Here is a 19,988-nt window from a genome sequence, read left to right as displayed (position 1 = left end):
CCGTGACCGCAGGCCGAGCGGTGGATCGGCGTGATCGTCCTGGTTCAGTCCGGGAAGTCGAAGAGACGGTACCGGTACGCCGCCGTGAAGCCGAACCGTCGGTACAACGGCTCCCCGGCGGGGCTGGCCACGAGCGCGGCGAAGTGCATCCCGCGCTCTCGGCCCACGCGGAGCGCGGCGGACGTCAACGCCGTCGCGACCCCCTGCCGGCGCAGCTCCGCGGCCACGTGCACGAGGAAGATCCCGGCCACGGAATGCGCGGTGATCAGCACGGTCGTCCCGACCACTCGGCCGTCCAGCACCGCGGCCAGCCGGACTATGTCCGCGTTGTCCCCACGCTGCGACTCGGCGCGTACCATCCCGGCCTCCGGCCCCGGGCCGATACCCATGGACGTCCGGTAGGTCCGTACGAGTTCCCGCAGGCGCCCGCCGTCCCGCACCGGCTCCACACGCAGGCCGGACCGGGTACGTGCGTCGTCGTCCGGCCGGTCGTGCCCGGCGACCGGGGCGCCGAGCGGCCGCACCATCACCGGCATCACCGTGAGCTGCCGTCCACCGTGGTGCCTCAGGACATCCGCGGTCTCCTCGGGGCTGTCCGGCCCCACCCACCACCACCAGGGAACCCCCGCCAGCTCCCTGCGGACGGCCGCCACGTCCGTCCCGGCCGTCGACCGTACGCGCACCACGCCGTTGAACTGCGGGGCGGCCAGGCCGCTGCGAAAGAGGTCGACACCGAGGTCCGGGCGGTCCGCGGCGCCCCATCCCATGAGGTACTGGCGGAAGTTGGCGAACACGGACGCCATGGCTGGGGAGGCCGCCACGCCGTCCTGGAGCCGCACTGCGTCGTGCGACGTTCCGGCCGCGCCGGTCGAATCCACCATTGACACTGTCCCCTTCGCTTCACATCGTGATGCCGTCCCGCTCAGTGTGAGCCATCGCCGACCGGGGGCGTTCTCCGTGTCACACATCGGCCGCCCGTCCGGTCAAACGCTCAGCCGATCGCCGGTGGACGCACCGACACCGTCCCGTGGCTGCTCGCACGGTCCGGTCGGTGGCACAAGGCCAGGAGGGTCAGTCGTATGAAGGTCGTGGTGGTCGACGGTGGAGGTCTCATGGGCGTCGAGACCGCGCTCTGCGTCAGGGACCACGGACACGAGGTCGCCCTCGTCCAGGCCCCCGGCGACCCGCACGCGCCCCTCTCCGACGAGGTCGCCGAGGCGCTGCGGGGCTGCTCCGTGCTCGTCGACCTCGCCCATCAGCCGTCCGTCGACATCGGCACCCTCGCGGAGGACCACGGTCTGGTCGTGGACGAGGCGGCCCTGGTGGACTCCTGGGCCGGATCCACCGGCGCACTCCTCAGAGCAGGGGCCGCCGCCGGCGTCCGTCACCATGTGTGCCTCTCCGTCGTCGGCGTGGACCGTATCGGCCGTGAGGGGGTGTTCCGGGCGCTCAGGAACCGAGAGGCCATGGTCCGGCGGTCCGGGATCCCGTACTCCATCCTTCGCGCCACACAGACCTTCGACGCGGCGGAGGACATCGCGACAGCGGCCACCGAGGACTGGATCGTGTGGGTTCCGCCCGCCGAGGTGCGCCCGGTCTCCCTCACCGACGTGGCGACGCTGCTCGCGCACACCGCCGTGACGCGGCCTGTGAACGGAGTACGTGAGATCGCGGGTCCCGAGCAGTTCCGGCTGGACGCGTTCGTGCGCACGGCCCTGCTGACGGAGGCGGAGTACCGGCAGGTCCGTACTGACGCCCTCAGCCCCTTCTACGGCGCGCGGCTCCGGCCCCGGGACCTGCTGCCGGGCCCCGACGCCTTCATCGCGCGAACCACCTACCGGGAATGGTTCACCGGCCGGCCCGCGCCGGACACCACCTCCTGACCCCGACGACACGAACGGCACGAGAGAGAACCGCTGATGACGACCCTCAACCTCACGCTGCTCGGCGCGCTCCGCGAGATCACGGCCGCCGAACTGCCTCCCGTCACCTCCGCCCACAGCGGTCGGCCCCTGCGCCGGTACGCCCTGCAACTGCACGTACCCGACGAGCGGCACCAGGAGCTGGACGCCGAACTCAGGGCGGCCGCCACGCCGGACGGAGACCACCTGCAAGGGAGCGACGCGGCGTGGCGCGTCTCGGAGGGCTGGACCGCATCCTCCCAGGGCCGCCGGCCCGAGATCTACGTCTACCGGATCGAGATCCAGGAGGTCGAGATCCTGTATGCCGAAGCCCTCGAGGTCGGGGGAGTGCGCATCGTCCCGGGCATGTACAGGGAACGGGCCGACGAGGACACCATCACGGTGACGGTCGTCGCGGAACTGAGCGGTGAGGACGACGAGCACCTGGAGGAACTCCTCGGGGAGCCCGGTGCCTGGTACGACGTCACGCGCCGGGGCATCAGCGACACGCCGGTGCGCATGCGCTTCGGACGTTGTGTGTGGCAGCGGACCGAGGAAGGGGGCCGGCGTCATCACCTGGAACTCGTCGGCGACGAGGGCAGCCCCGAAACGGCACCCTCTGCGCTGGACCTCGCAGCCCGGCCGCGGCTGGACCGGGCCCTGGAACAGGTCGCGGCGCACACCGACGCCCTGTCCCGGCTCCTTGAGGAACTGAGCGCCGGGGGAGTACTGAGCGAGGGCGCGGTCAAGGCCGTCGAAGCGGCCGCCGCCCCGCGCCCGCTGACCCCGCGGGAGCAGCGTGAGCTGTCCCGTACCGATCGACTGAGCGACTACTGGAGCTGAGTCCGTCCTTCGGGAGACTGGCGCCGATACACTTCGCGCAAAGCGGAGCATATGTGTCACATCGGTCGGGCGAAGACGGTCTTTAGGGACGAGAGTTCGCCCATACCGTCCCGGCAGCGTTGCCGGTAGTCCGAGGAGTACACGTGGCCAGCACATCGCAGGCGCCCAGTCCAGGAGCCGGGACGGCTCATCCCGATCATCTCGGGCACGTCATCTTCATCGCGGCGGCGGCCGCGATGGGCGGTTTCCTGTTCGGTTACGACAGTTCCGTGATCAACGGTGCGGTCGAGGCGATCCGGGACCGCTACGACGTCGGTTCCGCGGTGCTGGCGCAGGTCATCGCCGTGGCTCTGATCGGCTGTGCCATCGGTGCCGCGACCGCGGGCCGTATCGCGGACCGTATCGGCCGTATCCGGTGCATGCAGATCGCCGCGGTCCTGTTCACGGTGAGCGCCGTCGGCTCCGCGCTGCCCTTCGCGCTGTGGGACCTGGCCATGTGGCGGATCATCGGCGGCTTCGCGATCGGCATGGCCTCGGTGATCGGCCCCGCCTACATCGCCGAGGTGTCCCCGCCCGCCTACCGCGGCCGGCTCGGTTCCTTCCAGCAGGCCGCGATCGTCATCGGTATCGCCGTCTCCCAGCTGGTCAACTGGGGTCTGCTGAACGCCGCCGGCGGTGACCAGCGCGGCGAGCTGATGGGCCTGGAGGCCTGGCAGGTCATGCTCGGCGTCATGGTGATCCCGGCCGTCCTGTACGGCCTGCTGTCCTTCGCCATCCCCGAGTCCCCCCGCTTCCTGATCTCGGTGGGCAAGCGCGAGCGCGCCAAGAAGATCCTCGAGGAGGTCGAGGGCAAGGACGTGGACTTCGACGCCCGCGTCACCGAGATCGAGCACGCCATGCACCGCGAGGAGAAGTCCTCCTTCAAGGACCTCCTCGGCGGCAGCTTCTTCTTCAAGCCGATCGTGTGGATCGGTATCGGCCTGTCGGTCTTCCAGCAGTTCGTCGGCATCAACGTCGCGTTCTACTACTCCTCGACGCTGTGGCAGTCGGTCGGCGTCGACCCCGCCGACTCGTTCTTCTACTCGTTCACGACGTCGATCATCAACATCGTCGGCACCGTGATCGCGATGATCTTCGTGGACCGCGTCGGCCGCAAGCCGCTCGCCCTGATCGGTTCCGTCGGCATGGTGATCGGGCTGGCGCTGGAGGCCTGGGCCTTCTCCTTCGACCTGGTCGACGGGAAACTACCGGCCACCCAGGGCTGGGTCGCCCTGATCGCCGCCCACGTCTTCGTCCTCTTCTTCGCCCTGTCGTGGGGTGTGGTCGTGTGGGTCTTCCTCGGCGAGATGTTCCCCAACCGGATCCGCGCCGCCGCGCTGGGCGTGGCCGCCTCCGCGCAGTGGATCGCCAACTGGGCCATCACCGCGAGCTTCCCGTCACTGGCCGACTGGAACCTCTCCGGCACCTACGTGATCTACACGATCTTCGCCGCCCTCTCCATCCCCTTCGTCCTCAAGTTCGTGAAGGAGACCAAGGGCAAGGCCCTGGAGGAAATGGGCTGACCCGGACCGACCAGCAGGCCGGTGGGCGCGCCGCCGTGGCGCGCCCACCGGCCTGCCCGGATGTCACGCCTCTTCGTCGACCCAGCTCATGAGCTTGCGCAGCTCCTTGCCGGTGGTCTCCAGGAGGTGCTCGGAGTCCTGCTTCTTGTACTCGTTGTACTTCTTCAGACCGCCGTGGTACTCGTCCATCCAGTTCTTGGCGAAGGTGCCGTCCTGGATCTCGGCGAGGACCTTCCTCATCTCGGCCTTGGTGACGTCGGTGATGATCCGCGGGCCGGTGACGTAGTCGCCCCACTCGGCGGTCTCGGAGATCGACCAGCGCATCTTCTCCAGGCCGCCCTCGTACATGAGGTCCACGATCAGCTTCAGCTCGTGCAGGCACTCGAAGTAGGCGATCTCCGGCTGGTAACCGGCCTCGGTCAGCGTCTCGAAGCCCGCCTTCACCAGCGCGGTGACACCGCCGGCGAGGACGGCCTGCTCGCCGAAGAGGTCGGTCTCGGTCTCCTCAGTGAAGGTCGTCCTGATGACGCCGGCGCGGGTGCCGCCGATGCCCTTCGCGTACGACAGGGCCAGCGCGAAGGCGTTGCCCGTGGCGTCCTGCTCTACGGCCACGAGACAGGGCACGCCGCGGCCCTCCTCGTACTGACGGCGCACCAGGTGGCCCGGGCCCTTGGGGGCGACCATGCAGACGTCCACGCCGGCCGGGGGCTTGACGAAGCCGTAGCGGATGTTCAGACCGTGACCGAAGAACAGCGCGTCGCCGTCCTTCAGGTTGTCCTTGATGTCCTTCTCGTAGACGTCACCCTGGATGGGGTCGGGGATGAGCACCATGATGACGTCGGCCTCGGCGGCGGCCTCGGCCACCGGCACGACGCGCAGGCCCTGCTCCTCGGCCTTGGCCTTGGACTTGGAGCCCTCGTGCAGACCGACGCGCACGTCGACACCGGAGTCGCGCAGCGACAGGGCGTGGGCGTGGCCCTGGCTGCCGTACCCGATGACCGCGACCTTGCGGCCCTGGATGATGGACAGGTCGGCGTCGGCGTCGTAGAACAACTCAGCCATGAGACACACCTTTCGGAGAACTCCCCGAGCGGGGACGGAGGAACAGGCCCAGAAGGGCCCGGGCCACAGACTTGACCAGCGGAACGAGGCCGGAACCGGGGCACGGCCACCCGCCGGCCGACGAACATGACACTATCTCACGTGCACAGTGCATCGGAATGAGCAGGTGACGTGTCCGAAACAGTGTGAACGACCTGCGGAGTTCGGGTCCGTGTCACAGATGTCCGGCTTCGCCGGTCAGAGCAGTGACCCCAACGGCGTGCCCGTTCCGTCGGCTTCCGCGATGCCCGGCGGCCGGGGCCCCTTGCGCTACGACACCGAAATGAGCCCCCATGTCTCAGGACCAGACCGACACGCTCGACCCCGCATCGGCGGCCGGCATCGCGACGCTGGACGATCTGCGCAGGCACCTGCAGTGGGCCATCGAGGTCGAACACTCCACGCTGCCCCCCTATCTGACAGCCCTCTACTCCCTGGACCCGGAGCGGAACGCGGACGCCGTACAGCTCATCAGCGGTGTCTTCGTCGAGGAGATGATCCACCTCGCGCTGGCGGCCAACCTGCTCAACGCGGTCGGCGGCCGGCCTGTCCTCGACGCCCCCCACCTGCTGCCGCCCCACCCACGGACGATGCCGCACGCCGACCCGTCCATCGAGCTGTCCCTCCTGCCGTTCGGCCAGGAGGCGCTCAGGCTGTTCCTGCGCCTGGAACAGCCGGCCCGTCCCGGCGACCCGGCCGAGGGCGATCACTACGAGACGATCGGCCAGTTCTACGACGCGATCGAGAGGGGCCTGCGGCACCTGTGCGCCGAACTGGGCGAGGACCAGGTCTTCGTCGGGGACCCGGCCCGTCAGGTCGCCGGCGGCCCGTTCGTCCACACGGCGGGGCACCTCGCTCCGGTCACCGACCTCAGCTCGGCGCTCGCCGCCCTGGAGGAGATCGTCGAGCAGGGTGAGGGTGCCGCCCGTGCCGAGGTCTGGGACGGGGACAAGGACATGTTCCACCCCGGGACCCGGGCCGTCTCCCACTACTACCGCTTCCAGGAACTCGCGCTGGGCCGGCGCTACCAGACCGGTGACACGCCCGACTCCGGTCCCACCGGCGAGGCGGTGACCGTCGACGAGGCCGGCATCCGCCCCGTACGGCCCAACCCGCGGTTGGCCGACCACCCCGAGGGCAGCGCGATCCGAGCCGCCCAGGAAGTGTTCAACCAGACCTACTGCAAGACACTCGAGATGCTGGAGCAGGCGTTCAACGGCAACCCGGCGATGCTGGGGATGTCCGTGGGCACCATGTACGCGCTCAAGGCACAGGCGCAGGGTCTGATGGCCCTCCAGGACGACGACGGCCAGGCCGCGGGCCCGACGTTCGAGTACGTGGCACCCGAGGACCGGTCCTAGCCCACCCGTCCGTCCCGACGAGGTCTTCGTCCCCGACCGACGCGCGACCGGTACTGCTCGGTCGCGCGTCGGCGTGCACGGGGTGCCGGACGGCTGGGGCCGGGCCCTACCGGTCTGTCACCGGCGGTTCGGCCGGATCGTTCCCGTCGCCCTCCGGCACCAGGAGTACGGCGGTGCGCCCCGTGTGGACGACGGCGTCGCTCACCCGGGGGTCCCACAGCGCGCCGAACATGTCGCGGCGGTGCGGTGTCAGTACCAGAAGGTCCGCCTTCCACGCGGCCGCGGTCTCGGAGATCACGCCGGCGATCTGCGTGGTGAGCGCATGGACCATGACTCCTTCGGCCGGGACCCCGCTCCGGCGCAGCACTCCGACCGCTTCGTCGAGCACGGACTCCGCCTCCGAGTCGTCCTCCAGGGGAACGACAGCGGCAAGCGTGGCAGCGGACGCGGCGACGTGCAGCACCCGGACCCTGGCACCCGTCAGCCGGGCCATCGCGGCGGCCGAGTGAACGGTGGTCAGACGGGTGGGGCTGGAATCGACAGCAACGAGTATGCGTTCGAACATGATCTTCTTCCTCTTCGTGCACGACCGCGGGAGCGCGGCCGTGCGGGCGGTGCCACTGGTCCTTCGCGGCGCTTGCGCCCCCGTCAACGGTGGGCGAGTTCGTCCTCGACGACGCGGTCGCGGCCCGCCGCGTATCCGACGGCCATCTGCGGTACGAGCAGCGCGCTCATCACCGCGATCGGCAGACCCCAGCCGCCACTGTGTGCGTAGAGCGTTCCGATGAGGATCGGTCCCGGGATCGCCAGCAGGTACCCCACGCTCTGGGCGAAGGCCGACAGTTGGGCCACGCCCGTGCTGGTCCTGGCCCGCAGACTCACCATCGTCAGCGCGAGGGGGAACGTGCAGTTGGCGACGCCCAGGATGAGGGCCCACGCCCAGGCGCCGCCCACCGGGGCGAAGTACAGCCCGGCGTAACCGACGAGTCCCGCCACACCCAGGACCAGGACGACCGGGCCCTGGTGCGGACGGCGCGCCGCCATCCGTGGAATGGCGAACGCGAGGGGGACACCCACCGCCATGGTGACGGCCAGCAGCAGCCCCGCGGTGCCGGCGGGCAGGCCCGCGTCGCGGTAGATCTGAGGCAGCCAGCCCATGGTGATGTAGGCACCGGTCGACTGGAGCCCCATGAAGACCGCGAGCGCCCAGGCCGTGCGGCTCCGTGACACGCGGGGTACGGGGTGGTCCGCCGTCGGCCCCCCGGCCGACCGGACCGCGCCGGAGGAAGTGGCCGGCTCGCCCTTTCGGACGAAGGGCAGCCAGGGCAGGACGGCCACCACCGCGAGAGCGCCCCAGACCGCGAGGCCGAGTCGCCAGTCACCTCCCAGGGCACTCGTCACCGGCACGGTCACTCCGGCGGCGACGGCCGTGCCGAGCGAGAGGGCCATCGAGTAGAGACCCGTCATGGCGCCGACCCTGTCGGGGAAGTAGCGCTTGACGACGACCGGCATCAGGACGTTGCTGAGGGCGATGCCCATGAGCGCGAGAGCGCTCGCGGTCAGGAACCCGGGCACCGAACCGACCCAGGGACGCACGAGCAGGCCCAGGGCGACGGCTGCCATGCCCAGAGCCACCACGCGGGCGGGGCCGAGGCGCCGGGCGAGCCGCGGAGCGGCGACACCGAACACGGAGAAGCACAGGGCGGGAACGGAAGTGAGCACACCGGCGACGGCCGCGCCCATGTGGAGTCCGTGCCGCACTTCCTCCAGCAGCGGGCCGAGGCTGGTGACGGCGGGCCGCAGGTTGCACGCGGTCAGGACCAGTCCGGCGACGAGCAGTTGGTCGCGCCACCGCCCGGAGCGGCCCGTGACGCGATCCTCGGAGAGGTTCGTGGACGTGTCGATGCCGTCGCGGTCGTCTGGACCGCGCACTTGTTCTTCCTCACTGCGCATGACCAGCATCGTAGAATGATGGGATGTTTGAGGACGTCCCTCGGGCACACTGTGAGGTGTGATGTTGCTCATGGAATGACGGGATGCCTCCACTCGCGGTGACACTATCCCGCCGTGCGGGCGCCCGCTGACGTGTTTTCGACGAGCTCGTGACGCGATCACACTGTTCACGGACGGGCACAGTAGTAATACAGTGTGTCGTGTGAACTGGTCGTCGGCATCCCGCGGCCGGTCAACCACTCATCTCCCGAAGGGAATCACCATGCGCACCACGTTGCGTGCAGCAGCGGTAGGAACCGCGCTCGTCGGACTCTCGCTGACCCCGGGCATCGCCCAGGCCACGCCCGGCGGGCCCGGCGTCAGCGGCACGATCCTGGCGCAGTGGACCGAGGGCGGACGGGACTACGTACTCCGTGAGATCACCATCCCCGCCGGTCAGGCGACCGGATGGCACTACCACGACGGCACCCTGTTCGCCTACGTCAAGCAGGGCACGCTCAGCCACTTCGACAGCAACTGCGCCTCGGACGGCGTGTACAAGAAGGGCAGCTTCCTGAAGGAGCCGGCGGGCGCGGACCACGTGCACATCGGTGAGAACCGCGGTGCGGACGACGTCGTCCTGGACGTCCTGTACGTCATGCCGCACGGTGCGCCGCTGTCCGAGGACGCTCCCGCGCCGGGCTGCGACCTGCCCGAGTAGGCTCCCGGCCCCGGAAGTAAACTCTTCCGCGAAACAACCGTGTTGACGACCGACGGACGCTGGTCGACCGGTAGGTGTGACATCCGCTCCAAAGTCAACAATCTTCGAAGAAGCGGTAAGATTTAGGCCATGAACGCACGGCTTGCGTTGCTCAGTGGCGTGGGGCCAGGTGCGACGGAGAGTGAGATCTTCAGGCTGGCGCTCCAGCACGTCGTGGGTGAGCTGGGCGGCCTGGGGGGAATGATCCATCTCCGCGGCCCCATGTCCGCGCTGCGGCTGGTCTCGGCCGTAGGTCTGCCGTCGGTCGTCACGCTTCCCTGGGAGATCATCGATCAGGAGGGCCAACTGGCCCCCGCCCGCGCCCTCTACGTGGGCAGCGGCGTCTGGTCGCCTGCCGGCACCGAGACCCCCATGACCACGAAGGGGCCGGTTCAGGGCAGTGGCCTGGCCGCCGTTCCGCTGACCGGCAGGGATCGCAGCATCGGAGCGCTCTCCGTCGTCATGAGCGACGGCGGAGCGCCCACGCCACAGCAGTGGGACTTCCTGAGGGCCGTGTCCGCCTGGACCGAGGAGCGCATGGCCCAGGCGCCGCCGGCCGCCGGGCCGGCGCACACCGAGCTGAGCGGCGAGCGGCTGAGCCACGCTCTTCACGAGGTCAGCGTCGGCTCATGGGAGTGGGACATCCGCACCGGGCGTCTCGCCTGGGACGAGGCGGCCCTGGAAGTGTTCGGCACCAGAGCCGCGGACTTCGTCGGGAAGATCGAGAACTGGATGAAGAACATTCATCCGGACGACCTGGCACCGACTCTCAGCACGGCGGAGCGCGCGATCCGGGATCACACGGTGTACGAGGCGGAGTACCGTGTCCGCCGCCTGGACGGCACCTACGGCTGGGTCCGGGTGCGCGGCAGGGCGACGTACGACGAACACGGTGAACCCGTCCGGCTGGTCGGCGTCGGCTGGGAGAACGACGAGTCCCGGTCCGCCCGTGACGCGCTCAGCCGCGCCCTGCGCCACATGAGCGACGGATTTCTGGCGTTCGACGACGAGTGGCGGATCATCTTCGCCAATCGCGAAGCGGAGCGCGTGCTGGGCTCCCCGGAGGACGAACTGCTCGGCCGGGTCCCGTGGGCCCTGCCCGCGACGCGGCGGATACCGGGCATGGAGAGCCGGCTCCGCAGCGCCGTCGACATGGACGAGCCCGCCAGCTTCGACGTGCGCATGCCCGAGGGCCGCCGGTATCACCTGCGCCTTGTCCCCGGCCCGGGCGGCCTGACGCTCTACATCACCGACGTCACGCAGAAGCGGCGCCTCCAGGAGGAGCGGCAGGCCGCCGAGCGCGTCGCGTCCGAGCGCGCCGCGCATGTCGCGAAGCTGACCGCCGCGCTCGCCAAGGCCACGACCTCGCGCGACGTCGTGGACGCCCTCGCCCCACGGGTACTGGCACCGTTCGCGGCCGTAGGGCTGCTGGTGCAGACGGTGGAAGGCGAGTCACTGCACACGGTGGGCGCGGTCGGTTACGACGACGGATTCCCCAGCAGTGCCGAGGGTCTGTCCCGGACGTCGCGCGGCCCGCGCTGGGCCGTCGTAGCGTCCGGTACCCCGCTCTTCCTGTCCTCCGTGGGGGAACCGTCGCGCACTCACCCGACGCCCCCGAGCCGCCGGTGCGCCCGGGCCACGAGTCCTGGGCGTTCCTGCCGCTGACGGCCTCGGGCGTCACGTTCGGCGTCTGCGTCCTGGCCTTCGACCGCCCCCGGCTGCTCACCGACGACGAACGCACCCTGCTGACCACCATCACCGCACTCGTGGCCCAGTCCCTGGAACGGGCGAGGCTCTACGATGCCGAGCACACCCGGTCCCGCGAACTCCAGCGCGGGCTCCTCCCGCGGGATCTGCCCTCCGTCTCGGCGTGCACCGCGGCGGCCCGTTACCTCCCCGCGGGACAGGGCATGGACGTGGGGGGCGACTGGTACGACATCATTCCGCTCTCGGGCGGGCAGGTCGCCCTCGTGGTGGGCGACGTGATGGGGCACGGTCTGCCGGAGGCGGCGACGATGGGCCGGCTGCGTACCGCGGTCCACACCCTCGCCGACCTCGAACTGCCCCCCGACGAGATCATGAGCCATCTCAACGACATCGTCGGCGGCATGGACGAGGAGTCCTACGTCACCTGCCTGTACGCGCTCTACGACCCCACCACACGCGTCTGCTCCATCGCGCGTGCGGGCCACCCTCCACCCGCGCTCGTGCTGCCGGACGGCAGTGTCCAGTTCCCCGAGCCGGCACCCGACCCGCCCCTCGGAGCGGCAGAACCGCCGTTCGAGACGGTGGAGTTGACCGTACCGGAGGGCAGCCTCCTCGTGCTCTACACCGACGGGCTGGTGGAGTCGTCCGCCCGCGAGATGGACCAGGGCATGCGGACACTCGCCGGTCTGCTGACCACCGCGTACGGTGCCGCGGCGGGTGAGGGCGGCGCGCGCCTCGATCTGGAACACCTCTGTGACACCCTGACGGCCGGTCTGCTCCCCGCCGACCAGCAGGCGGCCGACGACGCGGCCCTGCTCGTGGCCCGACTGCACGCCACGCCCGAAGAGAAGATGGCCCGGTGGCCGCTCGGTGACGACCCCAAGACCGCCGGCCTGGCGCGACAGCACGTCCGTGAGCAACTCGCCGCATGGGGGATGGACCATCTGATCCCCGCCACCGAGCTGATCGTCAGCGAACTCGTGGGCAACGTCGTCCGGCACGCCAAGGGCCCCATCGTCCTGCGACTCCTGTACGACACGGAGTTGATCTGCGAGGTGTACGACGGCAGCCTGACCATGCCGCGCATTCGCCGGGCGACGGACACCGACGAGGGAGGCCGCGGACTGCAACTGATCACGGCCCTCTCCCGGCGCTGGGGGACGCGCTACACCGCGAACGGGAAGTGCATCTGGACCGAGCAGGATCTCGCCGGCGCCGAGAACCCCCGCGACGATCCCTCCGAAGCCCTGGCACGGATGTTCCCGGTCGTCGGGGACTTCGCCGGGGATCTGGACGCGCTCCCCTTCGGGGATCAGGAGCCGTGACGGAACACCCTGACTTGCCGGAGCCGGGTGTGCCGGGCCGGCTCGAACCTGCCGGACAATAGCCGCATGGAACGAGCACGTTCCGGGCGTCCGGCTCCTCCCGACTGGCTCGTCCGGAATCTTGAAGCCCACCCCGCACCCATGAACCGCGCGGCCATGGCCCGCGCGTCCGTGGCCCTGTCCCTGCCGCTGGCGGTCGGGATCGCCGCAGGGCACCCCGCCTACGGTGCGGTGGCGGCACTGGGTGCTCTCAACGGTGTGATCGGGGACACCGCCGACGCCTACCGACTGCGCGTGCTCAACATCGCCGTTCCCCAGGTGGCCGGAGCGGCCGGCGTCGTGGTGGGCTCACTCGTCTACGACAGTGGCTGGGTCACGGTCGCCACCCTCACGGCCGTCGCCCTGATGTCCGGAATGATCTCCACGATCGGTACGGTCGCCTCGTCCTCCGGACTGCTGCTGCTCCTCAACGCGGTGATCGGTGCGGGACTTCCGCTCCCCGGCGACTGGTGGACCGCACCGGTCCTGTTGAGTCTCGGCGGGCTCGGGGTGCTCGTACTGGCGCTGCTGGCCTGGCCCCTGCGAGCCGGCCTCGCGGAGCGCGCGTCGGTCGCGGCGGCCTACCGCTCCGTCGCCGAGTTGCTCGCCCATGGCACCGACCCCGACCGGTACGGCGCCGCGCGCACCGAGGTCACCCACGCACTCAACCACGCCTACGACCTTCTCCTCGCCCGTCGAGCCCGCCATCACGCCCGCAGTCGGGAACTGACCCGCCTGGTGACCCAGTTGAACGCCATCAACCCCGTGGCCGAGGCGGCGCCCACCCTCCTCCTCGCCTCCCGGGCCCTGCCACCGGAGGTGCCCGACGCGGTACGGCTCCTGGCCGACGACATCGAGGCGGGCCGCACGGAGCCCAGGCGACCGGCCCTGCCCGCCCCCACCACCGACGCCGGACGCGCCGTCGAACACGCGCTGCAGCACGCTGCCGAGGTGGTGGCCGACCCCGACGTCGACCCGTGGGGCCTGGACTACCGCACCAGCGGACCGACCCGGCTGAGGGTACGCACGGCACGCGCGGTGCGCGAAGCGTCCCTGTCCGCCGGCTCCTGGCGGTACGGGCTCCGCCTCGCCCTGTGCATCGCCCTCGCGCAGGGATTCGTGTCGCTGGTCCCGGTGCCGCGCTCCTACTGGATCGCTCTCACCGTGACCTTCGTCCTCAAGCCCGACTACGGGTCGGTGTTCTCCCGGGCGGTGCTGCGGGCCACGGGCACCGTCGCCGGACTCCTGCTGGCGGCGGCGGTGCTGGCGGGTGTGCCGCACGGCTGGTGGGACGTGCCCGTCCTGGCGGGCCTGGCGGTGTTGATTCCGGCTCTGTCGCCACGCGGGTACGGCTACCAGACCGCGGCGATCACCCCGGTGATCCTCCTCCTGTCGGACGTCCTCAACCGGGACGGCACGGATCTCCTGCTGCCCCGCCTGCTCGACTCGCTGCTGGGCTGCGCGATCGTGGTCGTCGCGGGGTACCTCCTGTGGCCCGAGAGCTGGGGCACCCGAGTCGGCCACCGACTGGCCCAAGCCGTCACGGACACGGCTGCCTACGTGGACGCCGCCTTCGGTGCAGGTGTCGACCCGTCCGACCGCACCCGTATGCGCCGCCGCCTCTACCGGGATCTCTCCACCGTTCGCACCGAGTTCCAGCGGGCCCTGACCGAGCCACCGCCCACGGGCCGTCGGGCGGCGGCCTGGTGGCCACTGGTCATCGCCGTCGAGCGCATCGTGGACGCGACCACCGCAGCCCGCGTCAGCGTTCATCACGGTGCGCCGTCCCCGTCCGCGGCCGAGACCCGGCAGGTGTCCCGGCAGTTGCGTGAGCTGGCGGAGCATCTTCGGGAACCCGAGGGCACGACGACGCTGCCCCGCCACCCGACCAGTCCCGCGAACAGTGTTCTGGACCCGGTGCGCCACGAGGTCGCGGCAGCCAGATCACTCGCCGGACCTCGTTGACCGACGCCGGCGGTCAGGCGCCGATGCCGTACCAGCGGGCGGCCGTGGTGCCGAAGACCGCCTCGCGTTCCTCCGTCCCGAGACCCGCGGTGAGGGTCTCGGCGAGCGCGAGCACCTCGTCGTACCCGGCCGCCAGCAGGCACACCGGCCAGTCCGAGCCGTACATGAGACGCCGCGGACCCAGGGCGGACAGCAGCACGTCGGTGAACGGACGCAGTGCGCGGACCGGATCCCCGGTGGTGCGGGTCACCAGACCGGACAGCTTGACGGCGACGTTGGGGCAGACCGACAGAGCTGCCATGTGCCCCGCCCAGACGGCGAACGCGTCCGGGTCGGTCACCGGGTTGCCCGCGTGGTCCAGGACGAAGCGGACCTCGGGCAGTTCCCGTACCGCGCGTACCGCGGCATGCAGTTGGTCCGGGCGGACGAGCAGGTCGTGGACGAGGCCCGCGTCGGCGGCCGCCCGCAGCCCGCGGCGGACCTCGGACCGGTCGAGCCAGTCCGGGTCCGCCTCGTCCGTCACCGGGTGCCGCAGGCCCACCAGGGCCCGGCCGCCGGGGCCCTCGCGCAGCGCGGCGAGGCGGTCGGCGAGGGCCGGGCCGGTGAGGTCGGCCCAGCCGACGACCGCCCTCGTGTGCGGGTCGTCGGCGGCCAGGGCCAGCAGTTCCGCCGTCTCCTGGGCCACGGCACACGTCTGCACCACGACGGTGGCGTCGATCGCGTTCCGCAGCAGGGCCGGGCGCAGGTCGTCGGCCGTGTAGGTGCGGTGCAGGACCGGACTGCCGCGGGTCCACGGCAGGTCGCGGACGGCCAGGTCCCACACATGATGATGGGCGTCGACGCGCACGGAGCCGGCTCACCCCTCCTTGCGCAGCCGCAGGCCGTCCATGCCGCCGTCCACGGCCAGGCACGTGCCCGTGGTGGACCCGGCGGCCGGCGAGGCGAGGTAGGCGATCGCGGCGGCGACCTCGTCGGCGGCGACCAGGCGGCCGTGCGGCTGCCGGGCCGCCAGGGCGGTGTACTCGGCGGCGGGATCGGCGGCCCGGTCCAGCAGCCGGCCGATCCAGGGCGTGTCCGCGGTCCCGGGGTTGACCGCGTTGACCCGGATGCCCTCCGGCAGCAGGTCGGCGGCCATGGCCCGGGTCATCGCCACCACGGCGCCCTTGCCGGCCGAGTACAGCACCCGCTGGGGCAGCCCGGCGGTGGCGGCGATGGAACCGACGTTGACGACCGCCGCGTGCCGGGAGGCCCGCAGGGCGGGCAGCGCGGCCCGGGTGACCCGGACCATGCCGACGACGTTGGTGTCCAGGACGCGGTGCCACTCCTCGTCGGAGTTGTCCTCGACGCCGCCCTGCGCCCCGATCCCCGCGTTGTTGACCACGATGTCGAGTCCGCCGAGCCGGGAGACCGCCGCGTCGACGGCGGCCACCACCGAGGCGTCGTCGCGTATGTCCGCGCGCAGGGCCGCCGCGAAGCCGGCGGGCTGCGGTTCGGACAGGTCCAGGACGGCCACGCGGGCGCCCTGGGCGGTGAGCAGCCGGGCGGTGGCCAGGCCGATCCCGGAGGCGCCGCCGGTGACCAGCGCGGTGAGACCGGCGAAGGGCAGCGCGCCGGACAGTGCGGAACCGGTCGTTGTCATATGTGCTCTCTCCCCATGGTCTTCGGTCGGTCCTGGCCCTGGCCCTGGCCCTGGCCCTGGCCCTGGCCCTGTGTCCACCTGTGGCCCGGCGCCCGCTGTCACGGCACCGGGACGGCCGGGTCGAGCAGGTGCGCCTCGCGCAGCTCCGCCCACATTGCGGCCGGGATCGGCTGACCGGCCAGCTCGAGATTGCCCGTCACCTCCTGCGGCGACGCGGCGCCCACGACGACGGACACCACGGCCGGGTGTCCGAACGGGAACTGCTGGGCCGCGGCCCGCAGCGGCACCCCGTACCGTGCGCAGACGTCGTCGAGCGCCAGCGCCCGCCGCAGCACGTCGTCCGGTACCGGGTGGTAGTGGTACGGCGCGCCGGGCCGGGGGTCCGCCAGCAGCCCGGAGTTGAACACGCCTGCGGCGATCACCCCGACGCCCCGTTCGGCGCACAGGGGCAGCAGGCCGGCCAGCGCGGGCTGCTCCAGCAGGGTGTAGCGGCCGGCGATCAGCACCACGTCCAGGTCGGTGCGCCGCACCAGCTCCGCCAGCGGCGCGCTGTGGTTCATCCCGGCGCCGACGGCGCCGACGACTCCCTCGTCCCGCAGGCGCAGCAGCGCGGGCACGGCATGCCGTACCGCCTCGTCGAGATGGTCCTCGGGATCGTGCACGTGCACGACGTCGAACCGGTCGACACCGAGACGTTCCATGCTGCCTTCGAGGCTGCGCAGGACGTCGTCGCGGCCGAACGCGTGCCGGGGCTCGGCGCCTTCGGCGATCTGCCAGCCGACCTTGGTGGACAGCTGGAACCGGGCGCGGTCCACGGTGGCCAGCGCCCTGCCGACGCGTCGCTCGGACAGGCCGTCGCCGTACAGCGGAGCCGTGTCGATCAGCGTGGCCCCGCCGTCGACGGCGGCGTGCACGGTGGCCGCGGCGACGTCCGGATCCACCTCGTGGTAGAGATCGCCGATCGGCGCGCACCCGAGGCCGAAGCGGGGCAGGGCGAGCCGTCGGCCGTCGGCCGGGGTCACCGCTTCGAGGCGCGCCACTGCTCGTACTCCTCCCTGCTGTCGGGGCTCAGGGGGTAGTAGTCCGACAGCCGTGCGCCCTGGTCGATGCGCATCCGGCTGAACTCCTCCCACTGCTCGTGGTCAAAGGCGCTGTCGACGATCTCCTGCGCCTTGGACACCGGGACCACCACCGCGCCGTCGTCGTCCGCGACGACGAGGTCGCCGGGCAGGGTGAGGACACCGCCCGCCGCCACCGGCACGTCGTAGGCCCAGGGGAACAGCTCGGACTGGGAGGCGTAGTGCGGGGTGGTGCCGGTGCACCAGATAGGGACGCCGAGTTCGCGGACGCGGGGCGCGTCCCGGATACGCCCGTCGACGACGATGCCGGCGCCGCCCTTGCGCTTGAAGTAACGCACCAGCATGTCGCCGAGGCAGCCGGTGAAGGCGCTGCCGTAGGCCTGGACGACGAGGACGTCGCCGGGCTGGACCTCCTCGAGGACCGCCCACAGGGCCGTGCTGCGCTCGACGTACTCCTGGGCCAGGCCGCTGGCGACGTCCTCGCGCTGCGGCATGAACTGGAGGGTGCGGGCCGGGCCCGTCACCTTGTTGCCGAGGTCCAGGGCGGTGGGACCGGACAGATAGCTGCGGCGGATGCCGAGTTCGTGGAGCTTGGCACAGGCGGTGGCGGAGCTGACCCGGTTCAGGCTCCGCACCAGCTCGCCGTCGGGGCGCTCCCAGGGCTCACCGTGCACGGGCAGGTCCCACACGGGCTTGGCGTCGGCCGCGGCGGCGCCGTCGGCCTCGTGGCCCGCGGGACGGGGGAGTGACATGGTCATCGGGCTCTCCGGAAGGTCGTGGGGGATATGTGGTGGGCGAAGGGGCGGGCGTTGAGCCGCATGTCCAGCCGTAGCCGGATGCGGCGCCCCGGGGGCAAGACGAGGTGCAGGCCGTTGTCGTCGACCGGTACCGAGTGCTCGGTCTCGGGGCCGGCCGGCAGGTGGTAGTCGTGGGAGTCGCCGGGATAGTGCTCGCCGCCGCCGGTCCAGTGGGCCTCGGTGATCAGGTGCTCGCCGAAGCCGCCCGCGAGCAGCCGCAGTCGGCGTGTGTGCACCGTACTGAGGTTGACCAACTGCACGGTGGTGCCGGTGGAGTCGAGGTGTTCGACGAGGGCGGCGACGTCCCGGGGGAGCCCGGGGCGGGCGGCGTCCAGGTCGTCGTAGCGCACCCGGGCGAGCGGCAGACCGCCGTTGTAGAGAGTCTGCGGTGCTCCGGTCGTCAGCTGGGTGAGGACCTCGGTGACCACCGGGTTCACCCGCTGCCACTTGTGCAGGTCGGCGCTGTCGGCGTCGGCGTCCTCGGCCGTCATCAGGGCGGTGCGGTGGGCGACCTGGGCGAGGGCCATGCGCAGGGCACGCTCGGGGTAGCCGGGGTTGTCGCCGTCGAGATAGGCGAGCCACGGCGCCTCGTGCCCGGCCTCCTCCTTGTCGCGGAAGGCGTGCACCTCCCGCCAGTCGTAGCCGGAGTGTTCGCGGACCCGGTCCAGACGGGCGCGGTCCTCGTCGCGCATGCCGAACCACCACAGCCAGGTCCAGTAGGCGACCTGGGCGGGTTGGTGGTCGAACCATCCCTCGGGGCCGACACGGGTGGGCAGCGCGTTGACGGTGCGTCCCGCACCCAGGCCGAGGGCGTGGGCCCAGCCGGGGCGGCGGGTCGCGCCGGTGTCGTACGGCATGGCGGTGCGGCGCTGCTCCCAGACCTGGTCCAGGGGCCGCCGGGCGAGGTCCAGCCGGGCGTCGGCGCGGCCGAGCATGCCGGCACTGATGGCTCCGACCAGCGTCGCCGCCCCGATCGAGTGCACGCCGTGCGGCCAGGTCCAGCCGTAGTGGCCGCCGTACCAGCGGCCCCCGTGGTCCTCGCCGACCTCGCCGGAGGGTCCGACGTTGTCGGGCATGGCGCCGACGGCGGCCGCGCGCTCGCGCCAGGCGTCGACGTATTCCAGGACCCAGTCCGCCAGGCGCGGGTCGTGGTCGTACAGCCAGGCGTTGACGACGAGAGCGGTGGCGGCCAGGTCGACGGCGGTGTCGCCGCGGCCGAGCCGATCGCGCATCGCGTGGCCCATCCGCACGGCGTTGTCCTCGTCGGCCAGGTCGTCCCAGGAGGTGATGCCGGGGACGTCGCGCAGGGGCAGACCATAGGGGCGCATGCCCCGCTGCTCGTGCCCGAACCGGTCGTCCCACTGCGGGCCGAGGCCGGTCCGGGGGCCGTCCGAGCCGTTGTGCGGGGAGCGCAGGGTCCTGGTGGCGGGGTCGTAGTTACCGGTCGCGCTGCCCGGGAGGTACTGCTCGGCGAAGCGCCGGGCCCGGTCGCGGAAGCGCTGGTCGGCGGGGTCGGCGGCGCAGATGCCGTAGAACATCAGCAGGGCCTCGCCCTGGTGGAACCAGTCGTAGCCGCGCTCGAACTCGTCCCGGTACAGGCCCAGTTCGGTGAGCTGTGCGGTGACTCCTTCCCAGTGGCGCTTGACCGCGGGCAGCAGGTCGTCGGCGCCGCCCAGGCGATAGAGGGCGGGCCAGTTGAAGAACGCCTCGTAGAAGTCGTCGGCGCCGTCCCGGTCGGGAATGGCGCCGGAGAAGCGCAGCCGGCCGTCGGGTTCGGTGTAGCGATCGCCGAACAGCCGCCAGGCTGAGTCGAGTTCGTCGAAAAGGTGGCGTTGCAGCACGGCCCAGGCGGGCGGCGGCCCGGTGGGCAGGGTGGCGGTGATCTCGACGGGGCGGGCTTCGGGGGCCGTGCCGCCGGACGGCGGAGTCCCGACGGAGTTCGCCCCGGTGGCGGGGATGTCGTGTCGTGCGCTCATG

The 19,988-nt window shown here is 71.4% G+C and carries 15 protein-coding genes and 1 pseudogene; 7 read left to right on the top strand and 9 right to left on the bottom strand.

From position 1 onward, the window contains the following. Positions 1 to 44 precede the first annotated feature (44 nt). On the bottom strand, positions 45 to 881 hold the full coding sequence (locus R2E43_RS03380; RefSeq protein WP_193487048.1) for a GNAT family N-acetyltransferase: 837 nt from the start codon (positions 879 to 881) through the stop codon (positions 45 to 47). Positions 882 to 1,079: 198 nt separating this feature from the next. Between R2E43_RS03380 and R2E43_RS03375 the strand changes: the two genes are divergently transcribed. The 3 genes from R2E43_RS03375 (at position 1,080) to R2E43_RS03365 (ending at position 4,306) form a co-directional block, all read left to right on the top strand. Beyond that, positions 1,080 to 1,883 carry an SDR family oxidoreductase gene (locus R2E43_RS03375; RefSeq protein ID WP_332055891.1) on the top strand — a complete coding sequence of 268 codons (804 nt, stop codon included), beginning with the start codon at positions 1,080 to 1,082 and terminating at the stop codon, positions 1,881 to 1,883. A gap of 36 nt (positions 1,884 to 1,919) precedes the next feature. After that, positions 1,920 to 2,744: a hypothetical protein gene (locus R2E43_RS03370; RefSeq protein ID WP_332055890.1), complete on the top strand. Its 825-nt coding sequence runs from the start codon at positions 1,920 to 1,922 to the stop codon at positions 2,742 to 2,744. Between the two features lie 143 nt (positions 2,745 to 2,887). Beyond that, positions 2,888 to 4,306: a sugar porter family MFS transporter gene (locus R2E43_RS03365; RefSeq protein WP_003971990.1), complete on the top strand. Its 1,419-nt coding sequence runs from the start codon at positions 2,888 to 2,890 to the stop codon at positions 4,304 to 4,306. A 63-nt stretch (positions 4,307 to 4,369) separates the two neighbouring features. On the opposite strand, the gene ilvC is transcribed toward R2E43_RS03365, so the two are convergent. Continuing rightward, entirely contained in the window at positions 4,370 to 5,368 is a 999-nt protein-coding gene (gene ilvC / locus R2E43_RS03360) for a ketol-acid reductoisomerase (protein WP_093457566.1), read from the bottom strand. Between the two features lie 332 nt (positions 5,369 to 5,700). Between ilvC and R2E43_RS03355 the strand changes: the two genes are divergently transcribed. Next, positions 5,701 to 6,768: a ferritin-like domain-containing protein gene (locus tag R2E43_RS03355; protein WP_191851358.1), complete on the top strand. Its 1,068-nt coding sequence runs from the start codon at positions 5,701 to 5,703 to the stop codon at positions 6,766 to 6,768. Between the two features lie 106 nt (positions 6,769 to 6,874). On the opposite strand, the gene R2E43_RS03350 is transcribed toward R2E43_RS03355, so the two are convergent. Together R2E43_RS03350 and R2E43_RS03345 are read right to left on the bottom strand one after the other, a co-directional pair. Then, positions 6,875 to 7,420 carry a universal stress protein gene (locus tag R2E43_RS03350; protein WP_319710009.1) on the bottom strand — a complete coding sequence of 182 codons (546 nt, stop codon included), beginning with the start codon at positions 7,418 to 7,420 and terminating at the stop codon, positions 6,875 to 6,877. After that, entirely contained in the window at positions 7,417 to 8,721 is a 1,305-nt protein-coding gene (locus tag R2E43_RS03345; RefSeq protein ID WP_093458004.1) for a CynX/NimT family MFS transporter, read from the bottom strand. The genes R2E43_RS03350 and R2E43_RS03345 overlap by 4 nt, the downstream gene beginning before the upstream one ends. Positions 8,722 to 8,983: 262 nt before the next feature. On the opposite strand from R2E43_RS03345, the gene R2E43_RS03340 reads away from it, so the two are divergent. The 3 genes and pseudogenes from R2E43_RS03340 to R2E43_RS03330 all read left to right on the top strand — a co-directional run bounded on the left by R2E43_RS03340 (position 8,984) and on the right by R2E43_RS03330 (position 14,496). Then, positions 8,984 to 9,421 (top strand): cupin domain-containing protein, encoded by a 438-nt coding sequence (locus tag R2E43_RS03340; protein ID WP_003971985.1) that lies wholly within the window; start codon positions 8,984 to 8,986, stop codon positions 9,419 to 9,421. 129 nt (positions 9,422 to 9,550) lie between these two features. Further along, positions 9,551 to 12,492: pseudogene (locus R2E43_RS03335) on the top strand (SpoIIE family protein phosphatase). A 66-nt stretch (positions 12,493 to 12,558) separates the two neighbouring features. Further along, positions 12,559 to 14,496, top strand: coding sequence for an FUSC family protein (locus tag R2E43_RS03330; protein WP_011031470.1), 1,938 nt, complete (start codon positions 12,559 to 12,561; stop codon positions 14,494 to 14,496). A gap of 13 nt (positions 14,497 to 14,509) precedes the next feature. Here the strand turns inward: R2E43_RS03330 and R2E43_RS03325 are convergent, their stop codons facing one another. The 5 genes from R2E43_RS03325 to R2E43_RS03305 form a co-directional block, all read right to left on the bottom strand. After that, positions 14,510 to 15,343, bottom strand: a complete 834-nt coding sequence (locus R2E43_RS03325) for an amidohydrolase family protein (RefSeq protein ID WP_011031471.1) — start codon at positions 15,341 to 15,343, stop codon at positions 14,510 to 14,512. Between the two features lie 9 nt (positions 15,344 to 15,352). Then, complete coding sequence (locus R2E43_RS03320) at positions 15,353 to 16,135, bottom strand: SDR family NAD(P)-dependent oxidoreductase (protein ID WP_011031472.1); 783 nt, start codon at positions 16,133 to 16,135, stop codon at positions 15,353 to 15,355. A 98-nt stretch (positions 16,136 to 16,233) separates the two neighbouring features. Continuing rightward, positions 16,234 to 17,175 carry an aldo/keto reductase gene (locus R2E43_RS03315; protein ID WP_161270380.1) on the bottom strand — a complete coding sequence of 314 codons (942 nt, stop codon included), beginning with the start codon at positions 17,173 to 17,175 and terminating at the stop codon, positions 16,234 to 16,236. Beyond that, entirely contained in the window at positions 17,154 to 17,972 is an 819-nt protein-coding gene (locus R2E43_RS03310; protein WP_016327967.1) for an RraA family protein, read from the bottom strand. The genes R2E43_RS03315 and R2E43_RS03310 overlap by 22 nt, the downstream gene beginning before the upstream one ends. Then, on the bottom strand, positions 17,969 to 19,987 hold the full coding sequence (locus R2E43_RS03305) for a hypothetical protein (RefSeq protein WP_332055889.1): 2,019 nt from the start codon (positions 19,985 to 19,987) through the stop codon (positions 17,969 to 17,971). The genes R2E43_RS03310 and R2E43_RS03305 overlap by 4 nt, the downstream gene beginning before the upstream one ends. Position 19,988 lies beyond the last annotated feature (1 nt).

The sequence above is a fragment of the Streptomyces violaceoruber genome (assembly GCF_033406955.1).
Classification (GTDB): domain Bacteria; phylum Actinomycetota; class Actinomycetes; order Streptomycetales; family Streptomycetaceae; genus Streptomyces; species Streptomyces violaceoruber.
This window is presented reverse-complemented; position numbering and strand designations above follow the sequence as displayed.

Excerpts from the sequence above, each read along its gene's own strand:
- R2E43_RS03380 (WP_193487048.1), bottom strand. The coding sequence starts at position 881 with ATGGTGGATTCGACCGGCGCGGCCGGAACGTCGCACGACGCAGTGCGG.
- R2E43_RS03375 (WP_332055891.1), top strand. The coding sequence starts at position 1,080 with ATGAAGGTCGTGGTGGTCGACGGTGGAGGTCTCATGGGCGTCGAGACC.
- R2E43_RS03370 (WP_332055890.1), top strand. The coding sequence starts at position 1,920 with ATGACGACCCTCAACCTCACGCTGCTCGGCGCGCTCCGCGAGATCACG.
- ilvC (WP_093457566.1), bottom strand. The coding sequence starts at position 5,368 with ATGGCTGAGTTGTTCTACGACGCCGACGCCGACCTGTCCATCATCCAG.
- R2E43_RS03355 (WP_191851358.1), top strand. The coding sequence starts at position 5,701 with ATGTCTCAGGACCAGACCGACACGCTCGACCCCGCATCGGCGGCCGGC.
- R2E43_RS03345 (WP_093458004.1), bottom strand. The coding sequence starts at position 8,721 with ATGCGCAGTGAGGAAGAACAAGTGCGCGGTCCAGACGACCGCGACGGC.
- R2E43_RS03340 (WP_003971985.1), top strand. The coding sequence starts at position 8,984 with ATGCGCACCACGTTGCGTGCAGCAGCGGTAGGAACCGCGCTCGTCGGA.
- R2E43_RS03330 (WP_011031470.1), top strand. The coding sequence starts at position 12,559 with ATGGAACGAGCACGTTCCGGGCGTCCGGCTCCTCCCGACTGGCTCGTC.
- R2E43_RS03320 (WP_011031472.1), bottom strand. The coding sequence starts at position 16,135 with ATGACAACGACCGGTTCCGCACTGTCCGGCGCGCTGCCCTTCGCCGGT.
- R2E43_RS03310 (WP_016327967.1), bottom strand. The coding sequence starts at position 17,972 with ATGACCATGTCACTCCCCCGTCCCGCGGGCCACGAGGCCGACGGCGCC.
- R2E43_RS03305 (WP_332055889.1), bottom strand. The coding sequence starts at position 19,987 with ATGAGCGCACGACACGACATCCCCGCCACCGGGGCGAACTCCGTCGGG.